This is a genomic window from Leucobacter sp. OLIS6 (assembly GCF_002752355.1).
In the GTDB taxonomy this organism is placed as follows: Bacteria; Actinomycetota; Actinomycetes; order Actinomycetales; family Microbacteriaceae; genus Leucobacter.
Genome location: NZ_MRAV01000014.1, coordinates 140,648 through 165,049 on the forward strand (window position 1 = coordinate 140,648; position 24,402 = coordinate 165,049).

At 69.9% G+C, this 24,402-nt stretch carries 16 protein-coding genes and 1 tRNA gene; 10 read left to right on the forward strand and 7 right to left on the reverse strand.

The window, feature by feature from the left end:
* Window positions 1-116: 116 nt before the first annotated feature.
* Window positions 117-1,403, reverse strand: coding sequence for a phosphotransferase (locus tag BMH31_RS10760; protein WP_099725235.1), 1,287 nt, complete (start codon window positions 1,401-1,403; stop codon window positions 117-119).
* A gap of 84 nt (window positions 1,404-1,487) precedes the next feature.
* On the opposite strand from BMH31_RS10760, the gene nudC reads away from it, so the two are divergent.
* Window positions 1,488-2,393 carry an NAD(+) diphosphatase gene (nudC, locus tag BMH31_RS10765; RefSeq protein WP_099725234.1) on the forward strand — a complete coding sequence of 302 codons (906 nt, stop codon included), beginning with the start codon at window positions 1,488-1,490 and terminating at the stop codon, window positions 2,391-2,393.
* Window positions 2,390-4,078 carry an ATP-dependent helicase gene (locus BMH31_RS10770; protein WP_099725233.1) on the forward strand — a complete coding sequence of 563 codons (1,689 nt, stop codon included), beginning with the start codon at window positions 2,390-2,392 and terminating at the stop codon, window positions 4,076-4,078. Before nudC ends, BMH31_RS10770 begins: the two co-directional genes overlap by 4 nt.
* Here BMH31_RS10770 and BMH31_RS10775 read toward each other — a convergent pair.
* Window positions 4,059-5,057, reverse strand: a complete 999-nt coding sequence (locus BMH31_RS10775) for a hypothetical protein (RefSeq protein WP_099747390.1) — start codon at window positions 5,055-5,057, stop codon at window positions 4,059-4,061. The genes BMH31_RS10770 and BMH31_RS10775 overlap by 20 nt on opposite strands.
* 141 nt (window positions 5,058-5,198) lie before the next feature.
* Window positions 5,199-6,653 carry a zinc-dependent metalloprotease gene (locus tag BMH31_RS10780; RefSeq protein ID WP_099725231.1) on the reverse strand — a complete coding sequence of 485 codons (1,455 nt, stop codon included), beginning with the start codon at window positions 6,651-6,653 and terminating at the stop codon, window positions 5,199-5,201.
* A gap of 172 nt (window positions 6,654-6,825) precedes the next feature.
* Between BMH31_RS10780 and BMH31_RS10785 the strand changes: the two genes are divergently transcribed.
* Both BMH31_RS10785 and BMH31_RS10790 read left to right on the forward strand, forming a co-directional pair.
* A complete protein-coding gene (locus BMH31_RS10785; RefSeq protein ID WP_158234973.1) occupies window positions 6,826-7,989 on the forward strand; it encodes a S16 family serine protease in 1,164 nt (387 codons plus the stop codon).
* A 68-nt stretch (window positions 7,990-8,057) separates the two neighbouring features.
* Entirely contained in the window at window positions 8,058-11,090 is a 3,033-nt protein-coding gene (locus BMH31_RS10790) for a UPF0182 family protein (RefSeq protein ID WP_099725229.1), read from the forward strand.
* A 331-nt stretch (window positions 11,091-11,421) separates the two neighbouring features.
* Here the strand turns inward: BMH31_RS10790 and BMH31_RS10795 are convergent.
* Window positions 11,422-11,498: transfer RNA gene (locus BMH31_RS10795), tRNA-Met, on the reverse strand.
* Between the two features lie 250 nt (window positions 11,499-11,748).
* Here BMH31_RS10795 and BMH31_RS10800 point away from each other — a divergent pair.
* The 3 genes from BMH31_RS10800 to BMH31_RS10810 all read left to right on the forward strand — a co-directional run bounded on the left by BMH31_RS10800 (window position 11,749) and on the right by BMH31_RS10810 (window position 18,683).
* Window positions 11,749-14,118: a hypothetical protein gene (locus BMH31_RS10800; protein ID WP_099725228.1), complete on the forward strand. Its 2,370-nt coding sequence runs from the start codon at window positions 11,749-11,751 to the stop codon at window positions 14,116-14,118.
* A gap of 288 nt (window positions 14,119-14,406) precedes the next feature.
* Complete coding sequence (locus tag BMH31_RS10805; protein ID WP_099725227.1) at window positions 14,407-16,140, forward strand: trypsin-like peptidase domain-containing protein; 1,734 nt, start codon at window positions 14,407-14,409, stop codon at window positions 16,138-16,140.
* Between the two features lie 125 nt (window positions 16,141-16,265).
* Window positions 16,266-18,683 carry a CDP-glycerol glycerophosphotransferase family protein gene (locus BMH31_RS10810; RefSeq protein WP_099725350.1) on the forward strand — a complete coding sequence of 806 codons (2,418 nt, stop codon included), beginning with the start codon at window positions 16,266-16,268 and terminating at the stop codon, window positions 18,681-18,683.
* Window positions 18,684-18,719: 36 nt separating this feature from the next.
* Here BMH31_RS10810 and BMH31_RS10815 read toward each other — a convergent pair whose 3' ends face one another.
* The 3 genes from BMH31_RS10815 to BMH31_RS10825 form a co-directional block, all read right to left on the reverse strand.
* Window positions 18,720-19,769 carry a glycosyltransferase family 2 protein gene (locus BMH31_RS10815; RefSeq protein WP_099725226.1) on the reverse strand — a complete coding sequence of 350 codons (1,050 nt, stop codon included), beginning with the start codon at window positions 19,767-19,769 and terminating at the stop codon, window positions 18,720-18,722.
* Window positions 19,770-19,836: 67 nt separating this feature from the next.
* Window positions 19,837-20,583: an ABC transporter ATP-binding protein gene (locus tag BMH31_RS10820; protein WP_199068544.1), complete on the reverse strand. Its 747-nt coding sequence runs from the start codon at window positions 20,581-20,583 to the stop codon at window positions 19,837-19,839.
* Window position 20,584: 1 nt separating this feature from the next.
* Entirely contained in the window at window positions 20,585-21,373 is a 789-nt protein-coding gene (locus BMH31_RS10825; protein ID WP_241898250.1) for an ABC transporter permease, read from the reverse strand.
* A 105-nt stretch (window positions 21,374-21,478) separates the two neighbouring features.
* Between BMH31_RS10825 and BMH31_RS10830 the strand changes: the two genes are divergently transcribed.
* The 3 genes from BMH31_RS10830 to BMH31_RS10840 are packed head-to-tail and all read left to right on the forward strand — an operon-like array spanning window position 21,479 to window position 24,281.
* The gene (locus BMH31_RS10830; protein WP_099725224.1) at window positions 21,479-22,408 is read left to right on the forward strand and encodes an ABC transporter ATP-binding protein; all 930 of its coding nucleotides are present in this window, start codon (window positions 21,479-21,481) and stop codon (window positions 22,406-22,408) included.
* Window positions 22,378-23,946, forward strand: a complete 1,569-nt coding sequence (locus BMH31_RS10835; protein WP_099725223.1) for a hypothetical protein — start codon at window positions 22,378-22,380, stop codon at window positions 23,944-23,946. The genes BMH31_RS10830 and BMH31_RS10835 overlap by 31 nt, the downstream gene beginning before the upstream one ends.
* A 59-nt stretch (window positions 23,947-24,005) precedes the next feature.
* On the forward strand, window positions 24,006-24,281 hold the full coding sequence (locus BMH31_RS10840) for a DUF3039 domain-containing protein (protein WP_046455647.1): 276 nt from the start codon (window positions 24,006-24,008) through the stop codon (window positions 24,279-24,281).
* Window positions 24,282-24,402: the final 121 nt, after the last annotated feature.

The following is a 24,402-nucleotide window of genomic DNA, read 5'->3' on the forward strand; positions in this document are numbered from 1 at the left end:
AACGCAGGGCTCGTGCGAGGTGCAAAGGGGTGGGCGCCCGGCAGGGGCTCTCCGGGAACGGTCCCGCCCGGTCGGTCCGGCGGGACTCGTTCGGGTCCTGCCGAGTTCCGCTCAGGTCAGCGTTTGCGGGGCTCGTCGCCGAGGGGCTCGATCACGTCGGTGACCTGCTCGGAGGCGTTCTCGTCGGGTGCTGCGGATCCGCGGTCGGCGCCCTCCGATGGCTCGGCGTGGTCGCGCTCGGACGGGTCCTGCGCGTCGGCGCGCGATTCCTCGGTGGGGTCGACCGGTGTTCCGGGTTCGGGATCGTTCTCGGTGCCGGGTTCGGTCGGGTGCTCGTCGAGCGGCTCGATGAAGTCGGTGTCGGCGTGGAACATGCGGTCTTCGTCGAGGGCTTCGAATGCGGCGGTCTCGGAGAGCCCGTCGGGGGCTTCCGGGGTTTCTTCGAGGAGCTGTGCGACTTCGGCGGTGCCGAGTCCGGTGCGGATGGGGACGGGTGAGGTCAGCCTGGTGAGCCGGTCGACCATTCGGTCGAGCATAGCGACGGCGTCGCTGACGATCTCCTGGTCGTGCGCTTCGACGCCGTGCATGAGCCATTCGGCGACTTCGAGTTCTCGGTAGAGCTTGGCGCGTGCGCGGATCCAGCCGACGTGACCGGTGTCGCTGATCGCGGCGTATCTGGCGAGGACGGATTCGAAGACGTCGTCGCCGGCGGCGAGGAGCCAGGCGAGGTCTGCTGCCGGGTCGCCGACGGCGAATTCGGACCAGTCGAGTACGCCGGTGATCCGGTCGTCGGCGACGAGGATGGCTTCTGCGGTGAAGGCGCCGTGCACCGGCGCGGGCGCGAAGTCCCAGAGCGCGGTGGATTCGAGGGCTTCCATCCAGCGGTGGTGCACGGTCTCGGGCAGGAGTCGGGTGCGCTGGGCGCGGTCGACGAGCCGGGCGACCTGGGCGCGGACTTCGACGGCGTCCCGGACGGGGAGGCCTCCCTGTTGGACGAGCGCGGTCGGGAGCGCGTGGATCGCCGCGATGGTTTCGGCGATGGATTGCAGGAGGAGGGCGTCCGAGTCGAGGTCCTCGACTTCGATGCGGGCTCCGTCGAGCAGCGTGGTGACGACCGCGCGGGAGTCTCCGGCGCGGGTCAGCCCGAGCGTCTCGGGGACGGCGAAGGGCAGCGCGGCGCGCGCGCCTTCGGCGAGCGCGGCGAGGCTGAGCAGCTCTGCGGATTGGGCGACCTCCGCTGCGGGGGTGCGCGGCACGCGGACGAGCAGGTCGCGGCCGTCGCCGACGATCCTGGCCGACACGAACTCCCCGCTGCGGTCCTCGTTCAGGTCCAGTGCCGAGACGGTGAGTCCGGGCACCGCTGAGGTCGCGAGCGCGGCTAGGGTGAATGGGGAGCTGGCCATGCACTCAGCGTAGGCAGGCGGCGCATTTCGTGCCGTACGCCACGCGCATCTGCGGGGAGCTCACGGGGAAGAAAGGACGATCGGATGACCGCGACTCCGTTGCCGCCGCTCTCGAGCGGGACGCTCGACCGGGATGCTGCGACCCGCACTGATTCCGGGCTGCTCGCCGCGGCCTGGTCCGACCCCGCGGCACGCCTGCTCGTGCTGCACGGTTCCCGAGTACCCGTGCTCGATGCTGCGGCGGCCGGTGGGGCTCGGCTCGCGCTGTCTCCGGTCCGGGGTGCGTGCGGGGACGAGCACGCGTTTCTCGGTCGCATCGATGGTGCGCCGGTGTTCGTCGAGTTCGGCGCTGCCGAAAGTGAAGACGAGCGGGGAGCAGGCGCATCCGTCGCGTGGGTGAACCCGCTCGAGCTGGACGGCCTGCGCAGCGACGGCGAGCGGGAACTCATGACCGCCGGGCTCGCGCTGGCCGCGTGGCATCGATCCGCGGGCTTCTCGCCCGCGGACGGCCGGCCCACGCACCCGAGCTGGGGCGGATGGTCTCGAACCGATCCCGACGGAGCGCTGCTGTTCCCGCGCACCGACCCCGCGGTGATCGTGCTCGTCGAGCACGAGGGACGTGCCCTGCTCGGCTCGAACGCACTGTGGGAGACCGGGAGGTTCTCCCTGCTCGCCGGCTTCGTCGATGCGGGCGAGTCCGCTGAACAGGCCGTGGTGCGCGAGATCCGCGAGGAGGCCGGTGTTTCGGTCGACCGGGTCCGGTACATCGCCTCGCAGCCGTGGCCGTTCCCGCGCTCGCTGATGCTCGGTTTCCACGCGAGCCTGCAGTCCGGTTTCGATCCGGAGGCCCTGGCCCCCGATCCGGAGGAGATCTCGGAGCTGCGCTGGTTCACCCGCGATGAACTGCGGACCCCTCCTCCTGGCGTCCGGCTTCCCGGCCCGCTCTCGATCGCCCGTTGGCTGATCGACCGCTGGGTGGACGAGGCATGATCCGAGAGGACCCGCTGGCCGGGCTCGATCCCGAGCAGCGCGAGGTCGCGGAGTGCCTCAGGGGACCCGTCGCGGTGCGCGCGGGAGCCGGTACTGGGAAGACCCGGACCATCACCCACCGGATCGCTCACGGAGTCCAGTCCGGCGCCTACGCGCCGGACCGGGTGCTCGCCGTGACCTTCACACGGAAGGCCGCGGGGGAGCTGCAGTCCCGGCTCAGAGCGCTCGGTGCTGAGGGGGTGCGCGCACAGACGTTCCACGGGGCGGCGCTCGCACAGCTGGGGCACTTCTGGCCGCAGCTCGTCGGAGGGACGGCACCCCAGGTGCTGCCGGGCAAGGTCGCCGCGGTGTCGCAGGCGGTCGAAGCGATGGGTCTCCGTCTGCCGTCGGAGGCGCTGCGCGACATCGCTTCCGAGATCGAGTGGCGCAAGGTCTCGATGCTGAGCCTCGAACGATACGCCGCCAGGATCGACGAGCGCCCCGTGCCGCAGGGAATCAGCGCGGAGCAGCTGATCCAGGTGCACGAGTCCTACACGGAACTGCTGGAGGCCCGGCGTCAGATCGACTTCGAGGACGTGCTCGTGCTGCTCACCGGAATGCTCGAGACCGAGCCGCGCGCCGCTGTGCACGTGCGCGAACGGTACCGATTCTTCACCGTCGACGAGTACCAGGACGTTTCGCCGCTGCAGCACGCGCTGCTGAAGGTCTGGCTCGGCGATCGGACCGACGTCTGCGTGGTCGGAGACGCGAGCCAGACCATCTACGGCTTCGCCGGGGCCTCGAGTACGCCGCTGCTGCGTTTCGGCGCCGAGTATCCGGGGGCCAGAGAGTTCCGGCTCGAACGCAACTACCGGTCGACTCCGCCGATCGTGCAGACGGCGAACCGACTGATGCGGGATCGGCCCGGGGCGCTCACGCTGCGCGCGATGCGGCCGGAGGTCGAGAGCGACGCGCTGCCCCGGGTCGAGTGGTTCGCGTCCGAGCACGACGAGGCGGCTGCCGTCGCCGCCTCGATCAGAGCGAGCATCGACTCGGGCACCCCGGCGTCCGAGATCGCGGTGCTCTCTCGCACGAACGCGCAGTCGGCCCGCGTGGAGACGGAGCTGGCGCACCAGGGCGTGGGCAGTCGCGTGCACGGCGGTCAGCGCTTCTTCGATCGCGCGGACGTGCGGCAGGCGGTGCTGCTCATGCGCGGTCAGGCGAAGGTCGCCGATCCGCGCCCGCTGTTCCAGGTGGTCAGCGATGTGCTGCGCTCGGTCGGATGGACGTCGCAGGAGCCGGAGGGCGCGGCCCAGCGCGAACGCTGGGAAGCGCTCGGCGCGATCCTCTCGCTCGTCGACGAGATGCCGGCGGGAACCACCATGGAGGCGTTCAGCGAGGAGCTGCTGGCTCGGCAGAAGGCTCATCATGAGCCCACGCTCGAAGCTGTGACTCTCAGCGCGATCCACGCCGCGAAGGGCCTCGAGTGGTCCCTGGTCCATGTGGTCGGTCTGAGCGAGGGGTTGCTGCCGATCGCGCACGCCGTCGACGAGGACGACATCGATGAGGAGCGGCGCCTCTGCTACGTCGCCTTCACGCGAGCGCGAGACGAGCTCCGCCTGTCGGGCTCCGCTGCGGGAGCCCGGGCAGCGCGGATGCCGTCCCGGTTCCTCGCCGAAGCCGGGATCACGCTGACCGAGCATTGAGCTCCGTCCCGGTCGCTGCGGACCCGCGACGCTGAGCGCTCCCGCGCTGCGCGTCCAGGACGTTCCTGCCCAGCTCGCGGGCCTCGAAGGAATGGCAGTCGCACGACGGGTGCGGGTGAGCGGGTCGCGGGGCCGGGATCTCGAGAACCGCGCCGCGTCGGCAGGGCAGCCGGAGCCCCTGGGCCGCTCCCGGGACCGGGGAGACTTCTCGTCGCGCGTCCGCGATGGCCCGGATCACCAGTGCGGCGGCGAGTTCGCTCGTCTCGGCCGTCTCGCTCGCCGGAACGGTCTCCCGAAGTTGGATCGCGAGATCGACCTGATCCGGATCCCGGTCCCGATCGTGCAGCGCGAGGCAGGTGATGCAGGGCGATCCGTTCCCCGCGATCATCGGGCTGATCTCGACGCTCCGGTCCGAGAAGCGCACCGCCAGGTGCGGGGTGCCCGCGGCGAGTGCGTGCTGCGAACCGGCGACCGGCCAGCCGAAGCGCGAGAGGAAGACGACGAGGTCGGCCGGGGCCGCCGGTCCACGCGCCGAGCGCTGTGGGAGCACACGGCATCCGGACCGCTCAAGCATGGACCGGAGCGCGGCCGCGGGAAGTCCGTCGCCGATGAGTCTGACGCGCCTGGCGTTGAGCGGCATCCCGAACGGAAGGGGGACGGCGGTGCCCGGACGCGTTCGAGGCGAGGCGGGTACCAGGGCCTCCTCGAGTTCGGAGAGCAGTGCGGGGATCTGCTGCGTCGGAACCCCGCATCGCTGCGCCAGCTGAGCGAGCCGTGAGAACGGTACGGGCGCGCGGAGCGCGGCGATGAACCGTTCGACCCCGGCACCGAGGCCGTCGATGCGTGCAACCGGAGTGTCGAAGCCCAGGCGGAGTGCTCCGCGCCGGTCGAAGCCGAGCGGCAGATCTGGGTCGAGCCGCACTTCGGCTGCGGGCTCGGTTTCGGGCAGGGAAGGAGGGGCGAATGCGGTGGAATGCATGCGGACCAGTGTGCGATCCGGGAGCGTGAGCTGCTCCGCTATCCACAGGAGTGCGAGCGCGGACGGCCGATCGCTGCTGAGTCCGACCGGTGTGCGGGGCGAAGTCCGACGACTTCGACCCCGCCGCACCGGCCACGGGAATCAGACGACGGGGGGCCGGGGCTCCTCACCGGGGTTCGCATCACCGTCGGAGTCGTTCGCGGGCGAGGCGGGGCCGTCGAGGCCCTCGAGCCCGCCGGCCAGCAGCTTCTGCAGTTCGCGATCGAACTCGTCGGCTTCCGGTTCCGGGTCGCCGGCCAGACCGATCCGCTCGAGCAGGCGAGCAGGATGGTCGAGCTCCTCGGCGGTCGGCAGCAGATCGGGGTGCGCCCAGAGACCGTCGCGCGCGGAGATCCCGCCGCGTTCGGCGACGAGACGCCACACGGCCGCGGCCTCGCGCATGCGCCGGGGACGCAGCTCGAGCCCGACCAGCGTGCCGAACGCGTGCTCCGCGGGGCCTCCGGTCGCCCTGCGGCGTCGGACCATCTCCGCGATGGCGTCGGCGCCGGGCAAGCGGGACACGGCATCGGCCGTGACCGCGTCCACCCATCCTTCGATGAGAGCGAGCGTGTTCTCGAGGCGTGCGTGCGCGGCCTCCTGCTCGGCCGTCTTCGGCGGGATGAGCGCGCCGCCGGCGAGCATCTCCTGAACCTGTTCGGGGCGTTCGATATCGAGCTCCGAGGCCAGTTCCTCGATGCGTTCGGTATCGATCCGGATTCCTCGCGCGTAGTCCGTGATGGCGCTCAGCAGGTGCTGCCGCAGCCAGCGCGCGTGGCGGAACAGGCGCGCGTGCGCGAGCTCGCGCACCGCGAGGTAGAGCGTGACCGCCTCCGCGTCCTGATCGAGCCCTTCGGCGAACGCCGCGACTCCGCTGGGGAGGAGGGCTCCGCCCTCCCTGCCGGGGCCGGTGAGCAGCGGGATGCCGATATCGCCGCCCGCGCTGATCTCGCGCGAGAGCTTGCCCACCACGGTGCCGAGCTGTGTGGCGAACAGCGCGCCTCCGACGCTGCGCAGCATAGGCCCGGCGCCGGCGAGCGACTCGCCGAGCTCGTCGGGGAGCTGAGAGGTGAGGGCGTCCATGAGGGCGCGAGTGATGGATTCGGCGACCGGCTCCGCGAATCCGACCCAGGTGTCGATGGTGGCCTGGACCCATTCGATACGGGTGATCGCCCGCGGCGCGTCCGGCGCCGCACCCACCTCGGTCACCTCGTCCAGCCAGAGGCCGGCGACGGGGAACGCCCGCTCCACCTGCGCGCGGTCGCCGCCCTCACCGCCCTCCGCTGCGACGTCGATCGCAGTGCGGCGCGTGACCGACCAGTCGATCCCGTCGGAGGGCTGACGCATCGCGTTCTGCAGCGTGTTCATGAGCCCTTGCAGAGCCTGCTGGTCGATGGGAAGCCCCGCGGCCGAAGCGAAGGCGGAAGGATCGATCCCGCCCGCCGGACCGTTCCCCGAGAGGAACTCGCGCAGCATGCGCTGCAGATCGTTCTGATCGTCAGGGGTGTTCTGCTCGTCTTCGGGCCCGCGGCCCTCGCCATCGTGCGAATCGGTGCTCATGTGCCGACCTCCTGGTGTTACCACAACGGTAGGGCAAGGCCGCCGGGATCGTCCGGGGAATCCGCGGTTTTCCCCGGGATTCCTTTGCGCCCACCGCGAACGTTCCCGGCGCTCGGATCATGATCGGCCGATGCTCAGTCCGCGCATGGGCTCGACGGGCTACTCTGGCGCAGTGCCCGCAGAATCCCCATCCCACGCCGCAGAGCGAGCAGGCGCCCGCGCCGGATCGTTCGCGTTCCATGACACCGATCTGCGCGGTCCCGAGGGCGGACGCAGCGGGCGCGCGCTCTTCTACGCCGTCGCGGCCGCGGTGGTCCTCGTCCTCCTCGCCTCGGTGATCCCGTCGCCCTATGCGATCGAGCGTCCGGGGCCCGTCGTCGACACGCTCGGTACCGTCGAGGGCGGGGGCAAGGGGACGCCGCTGCTCACGATCTCGGGGGAGAAGACCTACCCGACCTCCGGGACGCTCAACCTGTTGACGGTGACCTTGGTCGGCACGCCGCAGAAGCCGAACTCCTGGCTCTCCCTGCTGCCGGCGCTGCTCGATCCGAATCAGGAGCTGGTGCCCCTGGAACAGATCTATCCGAAGGGCACCACCGCGGAACAGCGGGACGAGGCCAACGCCGCCCTGATGACCTCATCGCAGGATCTGGCCACGGTGGCGGCGCTGAACGCGCTCGGACGGGAGGTGCCCGCCGAACTCGTGGTCGGTCGGGTGGTCGACGGAGGGCCGTCCGAGGGGATTCTCAAGGACGGAGATGTGATCCGTTCGATCGACGGGCGATCGGTGACGAGCCTCACCGAGCTCCGGAGCGGGCTGCAGCGGGCCGACGGCTCGGTCGCGCTCGTGATTGATCGGGATGGGACATCGAAGACGGTGCGCGTGACACCGCGTGAGATGGACTCGGGATCCTCGCCGCAGCTCGGGATCCTGGCCGGATCCCGGTTCGACATCCCGGTGAAGGTCCGGGTCGAGGTCGAGGGGATCGGCGGGCCGAGCGCCGGTACGATCTTCGCTCTCGCGATCTACGACAAGCTGACGCCCGGCGACCTGACCGGGGGACTGCGGGTGAGCGGGACCGGAACCATCGACGAGTCGGGCACAGTCGGAGCGATCGGCGGGCTGCCGCAGAAGCTCGCGGGCGCTGAGCGCGCGGGGACCGACCTGTTCTTCTTCCCCGTCGCGAACTGCGCCGATCTGCCGAACTCGCTTCCGAAGAACCTGCGAGTGGTTCCGGTCTCGACCTTCACGGAGGCGCTCGAGGCCGTGCAGGCCGCCGCCGCGGGCAAGCCAACCCCGACCGTATCGGAGCGCTGCGCGGTATCCGGAGGCTGAGTGTCAGGGGCGACCGGTAGGCTGTCCGGAATTCAAGCATCTGCCCGATTTCGACCGGAAGATCACACGTGACCGATCAGACAGCCCCGAACACGACCGGGCGCCGCCGTATTTCTCCGATCGCGATCACCATCGCGCTCGTCGTCATCCTCATCCTGGCGTTCCTCGCGGTCGCCTCCGTCACCACCGAGGTGCTCTGGTACCAGCAGCTCGGTTTCCTCTCGGTGTTCACCACTCAGTGGATCGCCACCGCCGCGATGTTCCTCGTCGGGTTCCTCGGCATGGCCGTCCCGGTGTTCTTCGCGATCGACATCGCCTACCGGAAGCGCCCGGTCTACGCGCGCCTCACCGCGCAGCTCGACCGCTATCAGGAGCTCGTCGAGCCCCTGCGCCGGGTGATCAAATGGGTGCTTCCGGCTGTTATCGGCCTCTTCGCGGGCGCCACCGCAGCAGCGTCGTGGGAGCGCGTCCTGCTCTGGCTGAACTCTTCGCCGGTGGGCACCAAGGATCCCGAGTTCGGGATCGACATCTCCTTCTTCATGTTCGATCTGCCGGTCTGGCAGGGAGTCGTCGGCTTCGCCTCGGCGGTCGTGCTGATCTGCCTCATCGCGGGCGCGGTGACGAGCTACCTCTACGGCGGCATCGCGTTCTCCGGGCGCGACACCCGCATCTCGAAGGCGACCCGCGTGCAGTCCGCGATCCTGGCGGGCCTGTACCTCCTGCTCCAGGGCCTGAGCCTCTGGCTCGATCAGTACCGCACGCTGACCGACGACAGCGGCCGCTTCACCGGTGCAACGTACTCGGGCGCGTTCGCGGTCATCCCGGGCAAGCAGATCCTCGCCGGCATCGCGATCATCATCGCGATCCTCTTCCTCATCACCGCGTTCACCGGGCGCTGGCGTCTGCCCGTGATCGGCACCGCCCTGTTCGTCGTCACCGCGCTGGTGATCGGCGTCGGCTACCCCTGGGGCGTGCAGACGCTCCAGGTCAAGCCCGACGAGAAGCGCCTGGAGGCCGAGTACCTCGGCCGGAACATCGAAGCGACCCGTGCCGCCTACGGCATCGACAAGGTCCAGACCGAGTACTACGACGCGAAGACCACGGCCGAGGCCGGTGCGCTCCGCAACGACGCCGTCGCGACCTCGAACATCCGCATCATCGATCCGGCCATCGTTTCGCCGACCTTCGCGCAGCTCGAGCAGAGCAAGCAGTACTACAAGTTCCCGAACCCGCTGAGCGTCGACCGGTACACCATCGACGGCAAGGTGGAAGACACGGTTTCGGCCGTGCGCGACATCGACGTGTCCGACCAACAGGGCTGGTACAACCAGCGCCTCGTGTACACCCACGGCTACGGTCTCGTCGCGGCCTACGGCAACCAGCGTTCCCCGAGCGGTGAGCCGGTGTTCCTCGAGAGCGGCATCCCCACCAGCGGCAAGCTCGGCACCTTCGAGCCCCGGGTGTACTTCGGGCAGAACTCGCCGACCTACTCGATTGTCGGCGGCAAGCACGACAAGCCGATCGAGGTCGACTACCCGGCCGACGCCGAGAGCAACGCCGAGTCGGCCGAGAGCGGCAAGACCGGTGACACGAAGGCGGCGGACGCGAAGGAGCAGAAGGGCGGCCAGAACCTGACGACCTTCTCGGGTGACGGCGGGCCGAAGCTCGACGGGCTCTTCACCCGCCTCATCTACGCGCTGAAGTTCCAGGACATGGAGATCCTGCTCTCCGGCTCCGTGGTCGAGGGGTCGCAGATCATGTACGACCGTAACCCCGTGACCCGAGTCCAGAAGGTCGCGCCCTATCTGACCCTGGACACCGCGCCCTACGCGTCCGTGGTGGACGGACGCGTCGTCTGGATCGTCGACGGGTACACGACCTCGGCCGACTACCCGTACTCCCAGATGTCCGACATGACCAACCTGAAGTCCGACGTCCACTCGCAGAACTCGAATGAGCTCGGAAAGCGGATCAACTACATCCGCAACTCCGTCAAGGCGACGGTCGACGCCTACGACGGCTCGGTCAAGCTCTACGCGTGGGATGACAAGGACCCCGTCCTGCAGGCATGGGGCAAGGTCTACCCGGGTACCCTCACCAGCGTGTCGAAGATGAGCGGTGACCTGCTCAGCCACGTGCGGTACCCGAGCGACATGTTCAAAGTGCAGCGCGAGATGCTCGCGACGTACCACGTGACCGACCCCGGCGCGTTCTACTCGGCGGAGGACGCCTGGCGTACCCCCGACGACCCGGTGGCCAAGACCGCTCAGCAGCAGCGCTCCACGACGACCGCGACGTCGAGTGCGGCCGCAGGGGTGCCCGAGCCCGACTCGGTGACGAGGCAGCCTCCGTACTACCTCACGCTGTCCGCGGGCGCGAAGGCGGCTCCGACGTACTCGATCTACTCGACGTACATTCCGAAGTCCCGTAAGGAGAACTCGCGAGAGATCCTCACCGGATACCTCGCGGCCGACGCCAACGCGGGATCGACCCCGGGCAAGATCGCAGAGGGGTACGGCACGCTCAAGCTGCTCACGCTGCCCAAGGGCGACACCATCCCCGGGCCCGGCCAGGTGCAGAACAGCTTCACCACCAACTCCGGGGTGTCGAGTCAACTCAACCTGCTGCGGCAGGGCGAGAGCCAGGTCCTGAGCGGCAACCTGCTGACGTTGCCGATGGGCGGGGGACTCCTGTATGTGCAGCCGGTCTATGTGAAGGCCTCGTCGGGAACCAGCTTCCCGACGCTGCAGAAGGTCCTGGTCTCCTTCGGCGACCGTATCGCCTTCGAGGACACGCTCGATGCTGCGCTCGACAGCCTCTTCGGCGGCAACTCGGGTGCGAGTGCGGGCGACGGCGATACCCCCGTTGACAACGGGGGTCGGGGCTCATCCGGCGGTTCCTCGGGCGGAACCGATTCGGGAGGGTCCGGTTCGACCGGCGGGAGCGACTCCGCTCTGCAGTCCGCGCTGGCGCAGATGAAGCAGGCGATCGCGGACCGCGACGCGGCGATGAAGGCCGGTGACTGGACGGCTTACGGCAAGGCTGACGCGCAGCTCAAGGCGGCGCTCGAGGCCGCGCTGAAGGCGGAACCCAAGAAGTAGGTCGGCCGCGCTGAGACGCGAGGAGCGGTCGGGCCCGGGAAGCCGGGGTCGACCGCTCCTCGCGTTTGCGGCGCATCGGCGAGGCGCTCTAGTCCCGCACACCGGGCGTGAACGCACCGCTCGATCGTTTCCCGGGTGACGAGCTGCCTGGGTTCCTCCGCGAGTCGCTCGTGCATCGCTCAGCGAACCGCGTGCGCGCAGGGACGTGAACGGGATGGCCCAGTCCGAGAGGGCACGCAGATTGAGCCGTGCGATCCGGCGTGCGAGAAGAGACCCTGGAAAAGGCGGAAGGCCCTGATCTGGTGTAAACACCTGATCAGGGCCCTCCTCATGGTTGCGGGGGCAGGATTTGAACCTACGACCTCCGGGTTATGAGCCCGGCGAGCTACCGAACTGCTCCACCCCGCGGCACAAGAATTAACTTTAACCCCGGTCTGCGCGAAAGGCAAGTCGGGGCACGAAAGGCCGCATCCCGGGCGTGTTGCATCTGATGTGGATAGCGCCCGTGCCGAGCGGATCGTTGCGCATCCTGGTCGCCCGGCGGATCCCCCGCCGCGAAAGGAGACCCATGCAACCGACTCCCCGAATACGCGCGGTTCCGCCGCCGAGCATCTGTGCTCCCGTTCTCGGCCGGACTCCTCCGGGAAAGGCCGCCGCCGTGCTGGCGGTGGGGATTCTCGTGCTCGCGCTGCTGCTGACCTTCTTGACGATCGACCGGGCTCCCGCAGCGCAGGCGGCGGAAACCGCCGATGTCGTGTCCATCGCGGGCTGGGAGCTCGGGAACTTCCGGTCGTCGAACGGCGAGATCGTCTACTGCTTGGAACCCGGAGGCAGGATGCCGAACGGGGCTCAACGAGAACCGGCGATCGTCACCGAGCTTCCTGGTTTCTGGACGACGTCGTTCGACCCGACGGGATGGTCCGGCGCGGTATCGAGCGCTGCAGCCGGAGGGGAAGTCATTCGCCGGATGAACTACCTGCTGTCGGTGCACGGCGGAACCCGGGAACCTCGTGCCGCCGCTGCCGTGCAGCTCGCGGTGTGGCTGGTCCGACCGGACCCGGGAACCGACGCCTGGATGCGGCACCACCTCTCCTGGGCCGAAGCGCACGGTGCGGCGGACATCGTCCAACGAGCTCGTGCGTTGGCGAGCGAAGCCGTCGCCAATGCGGTTCCGGTGCGGGTCGAGGCGCCCGGCACCCTGACTCTTCGCGCGGACGACGGATTCCGCAGCGGCGAGCTCGCGTATCCGAGCGGGACGACATCGGTCACCATCGCCGGCGCCCGATTCGGTGACGGCTCGACGACGAGAGCGATTGCCGGCGGTGCGGCCGGAACCGTCGCCTGGCGAGTGGACCTGCACTCCGAAGGGTGGGAACGCACGCGGACCGTCACCGCGGAGGGCACCTGGACTCGAACGAGCAGGCAGTGGCCGGATTCGCTGCGCTTGCACCCGCCGACGGTCGACGCGCAGCAGCGGCTCGGTGCCGGGATCGGTCCCGGTGAGGCACGGACCGACGGGCGCTTCGAACCTGCATCCCTGGAGCACGATGAACGCTTCGAACCCGTGCTGACGACGCGCGTGCAGCAGGTGGACCTGACCCGGGACCGGGATCGCTTCGCGGACACCGTGACGCTCGGGATCGCCGAGGGGAGCAATCCTTGGCCCTGGCGCATGCGGAAGGGAGGAATCGAGCACGCTCCGGTTCGGGCGGAGGGCACGGTCTACGGGCCCTTCGCGCAGGCCCCAGCCGAAACCGAACGGGTTCCCGACGGCGCGCCCGTCGCGGCTCGAGCCGAACTGCTCGCCTCGCGAGGCCCGGGGGAGTACGAGGCCTCCGCGGACTCTGCGCCCGACGAGTCCGGCTACTACGTCTGGGTCTGGCGAATCCGAGGGGAGCGGCAGCCGGAGAGCATCAGGACGGTGGGGCTGATCGACCCCGACTACCGGTTCCAGGATCGGTTCGGAGTGCCCGAGGAACAGCATCGCGTAGCCACGGCCCTGCGCTGGGGGACTCGGATCTCGGCGGACGGGCTGAGCTGGGATCGGCGAACGATCAGCGATCGCGTCACTGTTGAGCTGCAGCACGGCGTCTGGTTGCGGGATGACGCCGGCCACCGGATTCCCGCGAAGATCCGCCTCACCGCGTACGGGAGCGAGCATCGCCCCGAACGGCGTGCGGAGCCGCCGACGGCCGCCCCCGAGCTCGCCACGGCCCTCGTCGCCGTCGTCGGGCCGGGCACGGTCGAGAGCGAGCCCATGGAACTCCCGCACGGGACCCGCGGCTGGGTGACCGTGCAGGCGTGCCTGCGGCAGGAGGACCAGGATCCTCGCGCGGTCGGTGCGTTCGAGGCCTGGTGCGACGACTACGGAGTTCCGGACGAGACCGCGGAGATCGCGCTCCCGAGCATTCGCACCGAGGCCCAGGCGCAGTCGCTGGTCGGCGAGGGGATTCGCGATCGGGCGATCGTCGAGGGGACCGTGCCGGCGGGGACCGAGATCGATTTCACGTTCTACCTGGAACCGAGTGCAGGAGAACCGAAGTTCGATGAGAGCTGGCGCCCGAAGCGCGACGCGAGCGGAACGGTCCTGCGCTGGAGCGCTTCCGAACTCGAAACGCTGAGCGCCGAGGCACGCTGCCTCGCCCAGCCGGTCGGACGTACCGCGGCGATTCCGATCGCCGCAGCAGGCCGGTTCGACTCTCCGGAGCTCAACGCCCGCAGCGCTGGTACCGGGTACTGGGTGGAGACGGCCACTGTTCCGGGCGACGGACCGGGTGCCCCGCGCGTCGAACTGCACCGCGGTGAATGCGGGCTGGCGGCCGAGCGGACCAACATCGACGCGGAAGCCGAGGAGCCGCCGACCGCCGGCCGACCGGATGCGCTGCCTCGCACGGGCGCTGCTCCCGGCCTGGCCGCGGCCGGTATCGGATCGGTGCTCATCCTGGGAGCGGTGATCCTGGTCCTTCTGACCGCGCGGCGTCGCCGCGGCGTCCGTCGGAGGAGCCAAGCGAGTCCGGCATCGCCCTGAGCGGCTCCGGAGTCGAGCTCCGACGGTCGAGCTTCGACGGTCGGACTCGGCTCGGACCCTCGGGCTCGATGATCGAGACCCGATGATCGACGCAGGCCCCGACGAATGCCGGTGCCGGGCGGAAGTTCCGCCCGGCACCGGTAGCGGGCGGGAGTTCCGACCCTGGAATCCGGTCGTGGATGCGACCCGCGCCCGGTGTCGAACCGTTCGGGGCGGTTATGGAGCATGCACAAGCCAATTTCATAGGATTGGTGGGCAGTCTGGGTGCATCGAGAAGGGAACCCCCAAATGAGTACGACTCCTGAACACGAGCCCGCACAGACTCCGTCCGGGCAGGCCCCGCAGGGCGGCGTGCCGCAGGTGCCCGCACCGGGCGCTTCGAACGAGGCGACGGCAGCGCAGCCGACCTCGCCCGAGCAGCAGGCGCAGCCCGCCGAGCAGGTGTCCGCGGCCGAGTCGCAGCAGGCGCTCCCGCAGGCCACCCAGCCGACCGTGCAGCTTCCCGAGACCCTGCCCCAGCAGCCCGTCGCCCAGCAGTACGGCGTGCCTGCGGCGCAGACGTACCCGCAGGGTGCTCCGGCCGCCGCTCCCTACCCGAGCGCAGCCGGCGCGTACGCCGCGCAGCCCGAGGGCCAGCACGAGTTCGCTCAGCAGTCCGGTGCCGCGTTCGGCCAGACGCCCGAGTACGCGGCCGGGCAGCACGCCGCGCCTCAGACCGTCGCGGCTCCCCAGCAGGCCCGCGGGCGCAGCGGCGCACTGCTCGCCGGGCTCGCGATCGGAGCGCTCGTGGGTGGTCTCGTCGGCGGCGGAGCCGCAGCAGTCGTGGCAGCGAACTCGAACGACTCGGCCAGCACGAGCAGCCACGGTGGAACCCTCACCCTCAAGAACGGGAACACCGCGACCAACGTCTCCGGTGTCGCCGCGGTCGCGACCCCGAGCGTCGTGACGCTGGAAGTCTCCGGCAGTTCCTCGCAGGGATCCGGTTCCGGCGTCGTCTACCGTGCCGACGGCTACATCATCACGAACGCGCACGTCGTCACGCTCGACGGCGCGGCCGGCAAGAACCCCACGATCCGCGTCATGACCAGCGACGGTCGAATCCTCGCCGGCAAGATCGTCGGTGTCGATCCGTACGCGGACCTCGCGGTCGTCAAGGTCGAAGCCACCGACCTGACCCCGATCAAGGTTGCCGACTCCGACAAGCTCAACGTCGGCGACATGACGGTCGCGATCGGCGCCCCGCTGAACCTCGCGAGCACCGTGACCAGCGGTGTGATCAGCGCGCTCAACCGAGGCATTTCGGTCGGCAGCCCGCTCATCCCCGATAACACGCAGTCCCCGGATCAGGGCGGCGGATCCGACAGCAACGGCGGGTCCGGGAGCAACGGGGGATCCAACGACGGGAACGGTTTCCCCTGGGACTTCCGATTCCAGGATCCGGGCCAGGGAGGCAGCAACGGCGGGTCCGGGAGCAACGGCGGATCGAACGGCGGTCAGCAGAGCCAGCAGCAGTCCTCCGGCGGAACGGTGACCCTCCCGGTCATCCAGACCGACGCCTCGATCAACCCCGGCAACTCCGGCGGCGCGCTCCTGAACGGAGACGGACAGCTGATCGGCATCAACGTGGCCATCGCCTCGAACGGCAGCGACCAGCAGACCGCCGGCAGCGTGGGCCTCGGCTTCGCCATCCCATCGAACCTGGTCACCCGCGTCGCCGATGCGCTCATCGACGGCAAGCAGCCGAGCCACGGCCTGCTCGGAGCGTCGGTGTCCGACCCCTCCGGGGACGCGAGCCACGCCGGCGGGCTGGTCCGCTCCGTCGAAAGCGGCAGCGCGGCCGACAAGGCCGGCCTCAAGGCCGGGGACATCATCACCTCCGTCGGCGGCGTGCCCGCCTCGTCCGGGACCTCCGTGTCCGGCCTGATCCGCATGCACGAGGGCGGAAGCAAGGTCAAGCTCGAGTACATCCGCAACGGGAAGTCCGAGGAGACCACCGCGACGCTCGGCACGCTCAAGTACTGAGCCCCTCACCGCGCACGCGGAACCCGACTCGAACGAAGGGGCGGTCGCACCGAGCGACCGCCCCTTCGGCGCGCACCGGGCGCGCAGAAGGATCGCGTGTGCACCGGGCGGCTAGAGTGGAGCAGATGAGCAGCGGTGGATTCGGCTTCGCGAGGGGCAACCTCGAGAAGATGCTCGCGATACCCAAGTACGCGAGCTCGCTCCTGCTCTCCTGGTTCATCCCGCGCATCGCCTCACTCTGGGTATTCGGCAGCGGTATCGGCGTCGGCGAGGGCGCACTCGCGCTCGCCCGGGAACTCCGACGCACCGACCCGACCGCGCGGATCGTCTGGCTCGTCGCAGACGGCGCCGAAGCCGCGCTCGCCGAAGCCGAAGGCTTCCAACCGGTGCCCCGACGCGGACGACACGGCTTCTGGGCCACGCTCCGCGCCGGCCGCATCGTCGTGACCCACGGACTCGGCGACGCCAACCGATTCGGCGTGTTCGGCGGACGCATCATCCAGCTCTGGCACGGTGCCCCGCTGAAGCGACTCCACCTCGACTCACCGGTCACGACCCGGATCGGCGGACCCGCGCCGGTCCGGATCCTGCTCCGCCGCATGTACGAAGCCGGCGCGAAACAGGTGGCGATCTACGTCGCGGGCTCGATCGAATCCGCAGAACGGCTCCGGTCGGCGTTCCGCGTCGACCCCGGCCGCGTGCAGGTACTCGGCGATCCCCGGGACGACGCGCTCGCCGAGCAGCGCAGGAACCCTGCGGCGGCGGCCGACGCGCGAGCACGGGTGCTCGCCCTGCTGCGGGACGCGCGCACTGCGAGCAGCGCCGGAAGCGCCGATAGCGAGCCCGGCATCAGAAGCGAGAACGGCCCGTCCGGTCAGCTGGTGCTCTATGCGCCGACCTGGCGGGACGGCGAACCGGATCCCGCGATCCCCGACGAGTCGCAACTGGCTACGATCCGGCAGACGCTCGAGCGTCTCGGCGCGAACCTGGTGATCCGCTCCCACCCGCTCGGCGCCGGCGCCTACGCCGACGCGCTGGGCGGGAGGATCCACGAGCTCGGAGCGGATCGCGTGCGCGACATCACGCCGCTCCTCGGTGCCTTCGACGCGGTCATCACCGACTACTCCTCGATCGCGATCGACTTCTCGCTGCTCTCGCGCCCCATCGTCTGGTTCGCGCCGGATCTGGAGGCGTACGCCGCGACCCGCGGACTCTACGAGCCGCTCGAGGTGACCTCGAGCGGCCGTGTCGAACGTACCTGGCACGAAGCGCTCGAACGGCTCACCGAAGTGCTCCCGGAGGACGCCCCGGCGCGGCGCGGCGCGGTCGCCGCGAGCCGCGCGCTCGCCGAACGATTCCACGCCCACCCCGAGGGCGGTGCGGCCGCGCGAGTGCTCGCCGCAGCGCTGCGGCTCTCGGCTAGCGACGCCGAGCGGATCCCCGAAGGCGCAGCGTTCTTCGAGAGCTTCTACGGCCGTCAGGTCACCTGCAATCCGCTCGCTCTGGACCGCGAGATCGCGATCCGCTTCCCGGAGGCGCCGCGCTACTGGAGCGTCACGAGCGAACGACAGGTGGTCCCAGCGGGTGCGACACCGCTGCTGGTCGGATCCGCCGACTGGTTCGCCGCCCGACGCCGCGCGCGCCTGCTCGTGGTCAACGACTGGCTGCGCTTCCGGTTCCGGCGGGGCCGCCACCAGACCGTGCTGCAGACCTGGCACGGCACCATGCTGAAGCATCTCGCGCTCGGACGCCCGAACGTCTCCTTCCGCACCCGCATCGCGATCCGGCGCGAAAGCCGCCGGTGGAGCATGATGCTGTCGCAGAATCCGCACTCGACCGAGCAGTTCCGCGAGAGCTACGCCTTCCGCGGCGAGATCCTCGAATCGGGCTATCCGCGCGACGACCGGCTCGCCGCGTCCGTCGCGGGCGGCGCGAGGATCCCGCTGGCGGTGGATCGGGCCCGCCGGGTGCTCGGCATCGAAGAGGGTGCGCGCGTGCTGGTCTACGCGCCGACCTGGCGCGACTCGGGTTCCGCGCTCGTCGACGAACTGGACGTGCGGGCGCTGGCCGACGACCTCGGCGAGGGCTGGATCGTGGCGGCTCGGGGGCACACCCGGACGCACGGCTTCGGTCGCTACGGGGTCGAGCACCCCCGCGTGCTCGATGTCTCGCGGCATCCGGATGTCAACGATGTGCTGCTGGCCGCCGACCTGCTGGTCACCGATTACTCGTCGCTCATGTTCGACGCCGCCGTCGCACGGGTTCCGATGGCGTTCTTCGTGCCGGACCTCGCGTCCTACCGCGATCGGGAGCGCGGATTCACCTTCGACTTCGAGGCGCAGGCTCCGGGGCCGCTGCTCACGCGGAGGGACGAGGTCGTCGACCGCGCCCGCGAGATCGAGGCCGAAGGCGCCGACGCCGACTGGGTGCTGGGCGTGAACGAACGGTATGAGAACTGGTGCGCGACCTTCGTGCCGCACGACGACGGAGAAGCGGCGGCGCGGGTCGTCGACGCCCTCGTTCAGCGGGGCGCGCTGGGCTGATCCGGCAGGACGCGTCGGTGGGCCGACCTGCCGCGGCTATTCGGTGCGCGACCGGTCGACCGTTCGGCCACCACCGAACAGGATTCCTTTGAGGAACCCGGCACCCCAGCTGAAGTGCATCGTCACCAGGGTGCGGAACGAGAGCACGCGATCGCGGAACCCGCGCTGCTCGGGCATGCGCGCGACGCCGAGCAGCACTCCCGCGAGGTAGCCCAGGGTGCCGAGGTGCAGCGCCGACCAGAGCGACCACCAGGGGAGCACCCCGCAGCACTGGAGCACGAGGACGACGAGATCCACCGTCACTCCCAGCACCAGGGCCCCGGGGACGAAGAAGCGCCACGGGTTGGCCCTGCCGTACCTGCGGACGAGCACCGCGCGCCAGGCGCCGGTCGCGAAGAACTGCCTCGCGAGCGCATCGAAGCTCGCGCGGGGCCAGTAGGTCACCTGCAGGCGCGGATCGAACCAGATGCGTCCGCCGGTCCGGCGGATCCGCAGGTTGAGCTCCCAGTCCTCGCCGCGGCGGATCCCCGGATCGAAGCCTCCGGCTCGTTCGATGGCGTCGCGTCGGAACACCCCGAGATAGGCGGACTCGGCGGGCCCGGGCGCACCGTCGCCGTGATAAGCGCCCCCTCCGAGGCCGAAGGGGCTGTTGTAGCCGCGGGCGATCGCGCTCTGCACCGCGCCGCGACCGGCCGCGCGCATGATGCCGCCGACGTTGTCGGCGTCCTGCTCGCGGAGGGACTCGATGCCCCGTGCCGCGTAGTCGGGCGTGAGCTCGGAGTGCGCGTCCACCCGGATCACGACCGGATGGCGGCTCGCCGCGATGGCGAGGTTCAGCGCGACGGGGATGTCCCGATCGGGGTTGTCGACGAGCCGCACGCGAGGGTCCTCGGCCGCGAGTCGACGGGCGATCTCGGTGGTCCCGTCCGTCGAGGGGCCCAGCGCCAGGACGATCTCCTTCTCGCCCGGATACTCCTGCGCCAGCACGGTGCGAACGGCGGGCTCCAGGTACTCGGCCTCGTTGAGCACGGGCATGACGAAGCTCACCGCCGGGAGAGCGGGGAGCGCTGCGCGAGGAACGGTCATCCGTCGATCCTCGCACGCGCTGAGGCGGATTCGCTGGCGGAACCCCCGGTACGGGCCCGAGGGTCGATCATGCGGGATGGTCCTCGTTGTAGCGCTTCAGCACCTCGTCGATCGGGCCGTCGAGCCGGAGCGCACCGCGGTCGAGGTAGAGCCCGCGCGAGCAGAAGCGGCGCAGATCCCGCTCGCTGTGCGAGACGAGGAAGAGCGTCTTCCCCTCGGCGAGCAGCGCGTCGATGCGTCGGTAGCACTTCTCGCGGAACGCGCGGTCGCCGACGGCGAGCACCTCGTCGACGAGCAGAACGGGTTCATCGAGCTGCGAGATGAGCGAGAACGCAACCCGCACCTGCATGCCGCTGGACAGGTGCTTGTAGGGCGTGTCGAGCACGTCCGCGGCGCCGGCGAAATCGATGATGTCGTCGAAGCGGTCCGCGATCTCGCTGCGGCTGAGGCCGTGCAGGCCGGCGGTCAGATGCAGGTTGTCGCGGACGGTGAGATCCCCGACGAATCCTCCGGTGATCTCGATGAGGGGTGCGACTCCGCCGTTCACGGTGACGCGTCCCTCGTCGGGCAGGAGGACGCCTGCGACGAGCTTGAGCAGCGTCGATTTCCCCTGTCCGTTGCGGCCGACGACGCCGATCGCCTCGCCCGCGCGCACGGAGAAGGAGACGTCGCGCAGCGCCCAGAACTCGCTCGGAGCACGCCTGCGGGAACCGCCGGAGAGGAGGTCCTTGAAGCTGCGCCGGGCACCGCGATTGCGGCGGAACCGGACGCCGAGATTCGAAGCGACGATGATGGGGGAGTCCGTGTCGGTCACGTCAGAGCTCCTTCAGGACGCCGCCGATGGTGCGGCGGAAGACGAGGATTCCGGCGATCAGGGCGACCGCGGTGAGGGCCGCGGAGACCCCGACGAGCGCCCAGTCGAGCTGATCGGGGAAGAACCCGGCGCGGAACAGGGAGAAGATGCCCGAGAGCGGGTTGATCCAGGCGAGGGGGCGCACTGCCTCGGGCAGGTCGCTCGCTCCGTAGATGATCGGGGACGCGTAGAAGAGGAGCCTCAGGACCAGTTTGGTCGCGCGCTCGAGGTCGCGGAAGAAGACGGTCAGCGGCGCGATGAGCAGTCCGAGTCCGAGGATCAGCGTTCCGAGCAGCAGCAGACCGACCGGGAAGAGGACGATCTGCCACCCCACGTGCGCGCCCGAGAACACCGCGAACACGATCAGCACGGGGAGGCTGAGCAGGAACTCGACGCCCTTGGAGCAGACGATGCGCCCGACCCAGATCCACCGCGGGAGCGCCACCGAACGGACGAGCTTGATGTCTCGCAGGAACGCCCGTGTGGAATCCGAGATGGCGCCGTTGAACCAGACCCACGGGAGCATCGCGCACAGGAGGAAGACGATGTAGGGGTCCTCGCCGAGCCCTCGCTTGAGCATCTGGGTGAAGATGAACCAGTAGATGAGGCTCATGAGCAGGGGGTCGAGGATCGACCACAGGTAGCCGAGCAGCGAGGTCGCGTAGCGGACCTTCAGGTCGCGCTGCGTGAGCAGGCGCAGGGATCGCCAGGCGACGGCGCGGGGTTTCGGTGGATTCGCTGCGGAGGGCACACGAACATTCTGCCGGGTGATGGCGCGAACCGGGGACTCGGCTGTGAGTCGGAGCATGGTGAGGTTTGGTAGGTTAGGCAGGTGCCGTCGAACTCCCCGTCCTCCATGCCAGAAGCGCCGGTCGAGGCTGCCCGCGTCGACACCGGCTCCGCCGAGACCGCAGCCGCCGATACATCGGTGAACGATGCTGCTCCGCGTACGGGTCGCATCCAGGTCCCGGTCCCGTCGATCGTCCGCGCTCGTGAGCGCGGACGCCTGGCCGCGCAGAACCCGGTGGTGCTCCGCACCGAGGTGCTGACCAAGAACTACGGCCAGGTCGCCGCGGCGAGCGACGTCTCGATCCAGGTGCACGCGGGATCCTTCACCGGCATCGTCGGCCCCAACGGCGCGGGCAAGACGACCACGCTCTCGATGATCAGCGGACTGAACCGTCCGACGTCCGGTCGCATCACGGTGCACGACATCGACGTCTGGGCCGACGGTCCCGCCGCGAAGCGGCTGATCGGCACCCTCCCGGATCGACTGCGTCTGTTCGACCGCCTGACCGGGGCGCAGCTGCTCTACTACATCGGCATCCTCAACGGCGTCCGCGAGGACGCGGTCGCCACGCGCGCCGCCGAACTGGCCGAGGCCTTCGGCCTGGGGTCGGCCATGGACCGGCTCGTCTCCGACTACTCGGCAGGCATGCAGAAGAAGATCGGTCTCGCCTGTGCGATGATCCACGCTCCCGAGGTGCTGGTGCTCGACGAGCCGTTCGAGGCGATCGACCCGGTCTCCGCCTCGAACGTGACCGACATCCTCGAGAAGTTCGTGGCCGGCGGCGGCAGCGTCATCATGTCGAGCCACAGCCTCGACCTGATCCAGCGCGTCTGCGACCACGTGTCGGTTATCGTCGACGGCAGCGTGATCGCTCAGGGCACGGTCGACGCAGTCCGCGACGGCATGAGCCTCGAAGAGCGATTCGCGCACCTCACCGGCGAATCCGGCGCAGAGAAGGGACTGCAGTGGCTGCACGGCTCCTCCGACTCCGTCTGACGCTGCTCGGATCCGCGTTCCGTGGGTCCGCGGCCCAGGGGTTCCGGGCGGTGCTGGTCGGTCTGCTGGCCGTCGCGGCAGCCGTCGCGCTCGCCTGGCTGCCGACGCTGATCCTGCCCGAGGCGGCCGCACGCGCCGACCTGGATGTCTTCATCGGCTCCGCGTTGCTCGGCGCGGCGTTGCTCGTCCCCTTCTTCGCGAACCGCGGGCACCTCGAGCCGCGGCAGTTCGCCTCGGTTCCGGCACGTCCGGGCTCCATCGCGTCCGCGCTGCTGTTCAGCACCGTGCTGACCTGGCCCGCGATCCTGCTCCTGGTCTGGCTCGTGGCGCTCGCCGTCCTGCGGCCGGAGTGGCAGCAGCCGGTCTGGGCTCTGGTGCTCGGGCTGGTGCTCGCGTATCTGTTCGCGGTCACCGCGACCCGGGTCTCCTCAGCGCTCTCGAAGCTCTGGTTCGGACACGATCGCGGGGGTGTGCTGCGGGTCGTCGGAACGGTCCTGCTGATCGCGCTGCTCCCGCTCGCGTTCTTCGGCATCACCGCGATCTCGGGCGCACCGGAAGGCAGCACCACTGCGGCCGCACGGGCGCTCGGCTGGTCGCCGTTCGGCGCGGCGTTCGTGGGTGCGCAGCAGGCCGCGAACGGGGACCTCGGTGCCGCCCTCCTGCACTTCGGCGTCCTGCTCGCCGCGGTGATCGTGCTGCTCGCGGTCTGGTTCCCGATCGTGCGCGCATCCCTCCAGTCGGTCGAACGACCGGCCGACCCGGCGATCGCGCGACGTGGCCTGGGCTGGTTCGAACGCTTCTCGGCCAAGCCCGCTTCCGTCATCGCCGCACGCGTGCTCACCTACTGGAGCCGCGACCCCCGCTACCGGGTAGGCCTCTCCGCGATCCCCTTCGTCCCGATCCTGATGATCCTCGCGTTCTGGGTCGCGGGTGCGGATCTGCGCACGCTCGCGGCGGTGCCGCTGCCCGTGATCCTGCTGCTGCTGGCGTGGTCCCTGCACAACGACGTCGCCATGGATTCGACCGCGATCTGGAGCCATGTCGCCAGCGGCATCGCCGGCCGCGACGATCGCCGCGGACGTCTCGCTCCCGTGCTGCTGATCGGACTGCCGGTCGCGCTGATCGGCTCCACCGTGACCGTCACGGTCATGGGAGAGTGGCGGGTGCTTCCCGCGGTGATCGGCATGAACCTCGCCGTGCTGTTCGTCACGTGCGGCGTCTCGAGCGTGTTCTCCGTGCTCATCCCGTATCCGACCACGCGCCCGGGCGACAGCCCGTTCGCTCAGCCCCAGTGGTCCGGCTCGGGTTCCGGGCTGTCCCAGACGCTGTCGATGATCGCCGCGCTGGTGTTCTCGGTGCCCGCGGTGTGGATCGCGGTCGTCGCCTTGGTCGACGTGACCCCCGCGTGGAACCTCGGCGCTCTGGCTTTCGGCGTCGTCTACGGTGCCGCGATCCTCGGACTCGGGATCCTGCTCGGCGGGAAGATCTTCGACCGCCGGGGCCCCGAGCTCATTGCCGCGACACAGGTCTTCGACTGAGCGCGATGGCGACGCGGAACTCGCAGCGGCGATTCGGCCTCGCCGCGTAGAATCGTCGCATGGGTATCTTCACGCGCGGCGACTCCTCTCCGGCCGGTGGCACCGATGTGCTGGACCGTGAGCTCGAGGAGCTGCTGAACCAGGACCAGGTCGAGGACGGCGATCACGAGCGCTTCTCGCATTACGTTCCGAAGGACAAGATCCTCGAGTCCGCGATGACCGGGAAGCCAGTGCGCGCGCTCTGCGGGAAGAAGTGGACGCCGTCGCGCGATCCTGAGAAGTTCCCGGTGTGCCCGGACTGCAAGCGCGTGTACGAGCGCATGCGTAAGGACTGATCGGAGAGCGCGGGGTCTGCTCGGATCCGCGGGGCCTCCGGTCTCAGGCGCACGAAGGGCCGTCCATCCGATCCGGATGGACGGCCCTTCGTGCGTTCTCCCGCGCGTGCGCGCGGTGCGT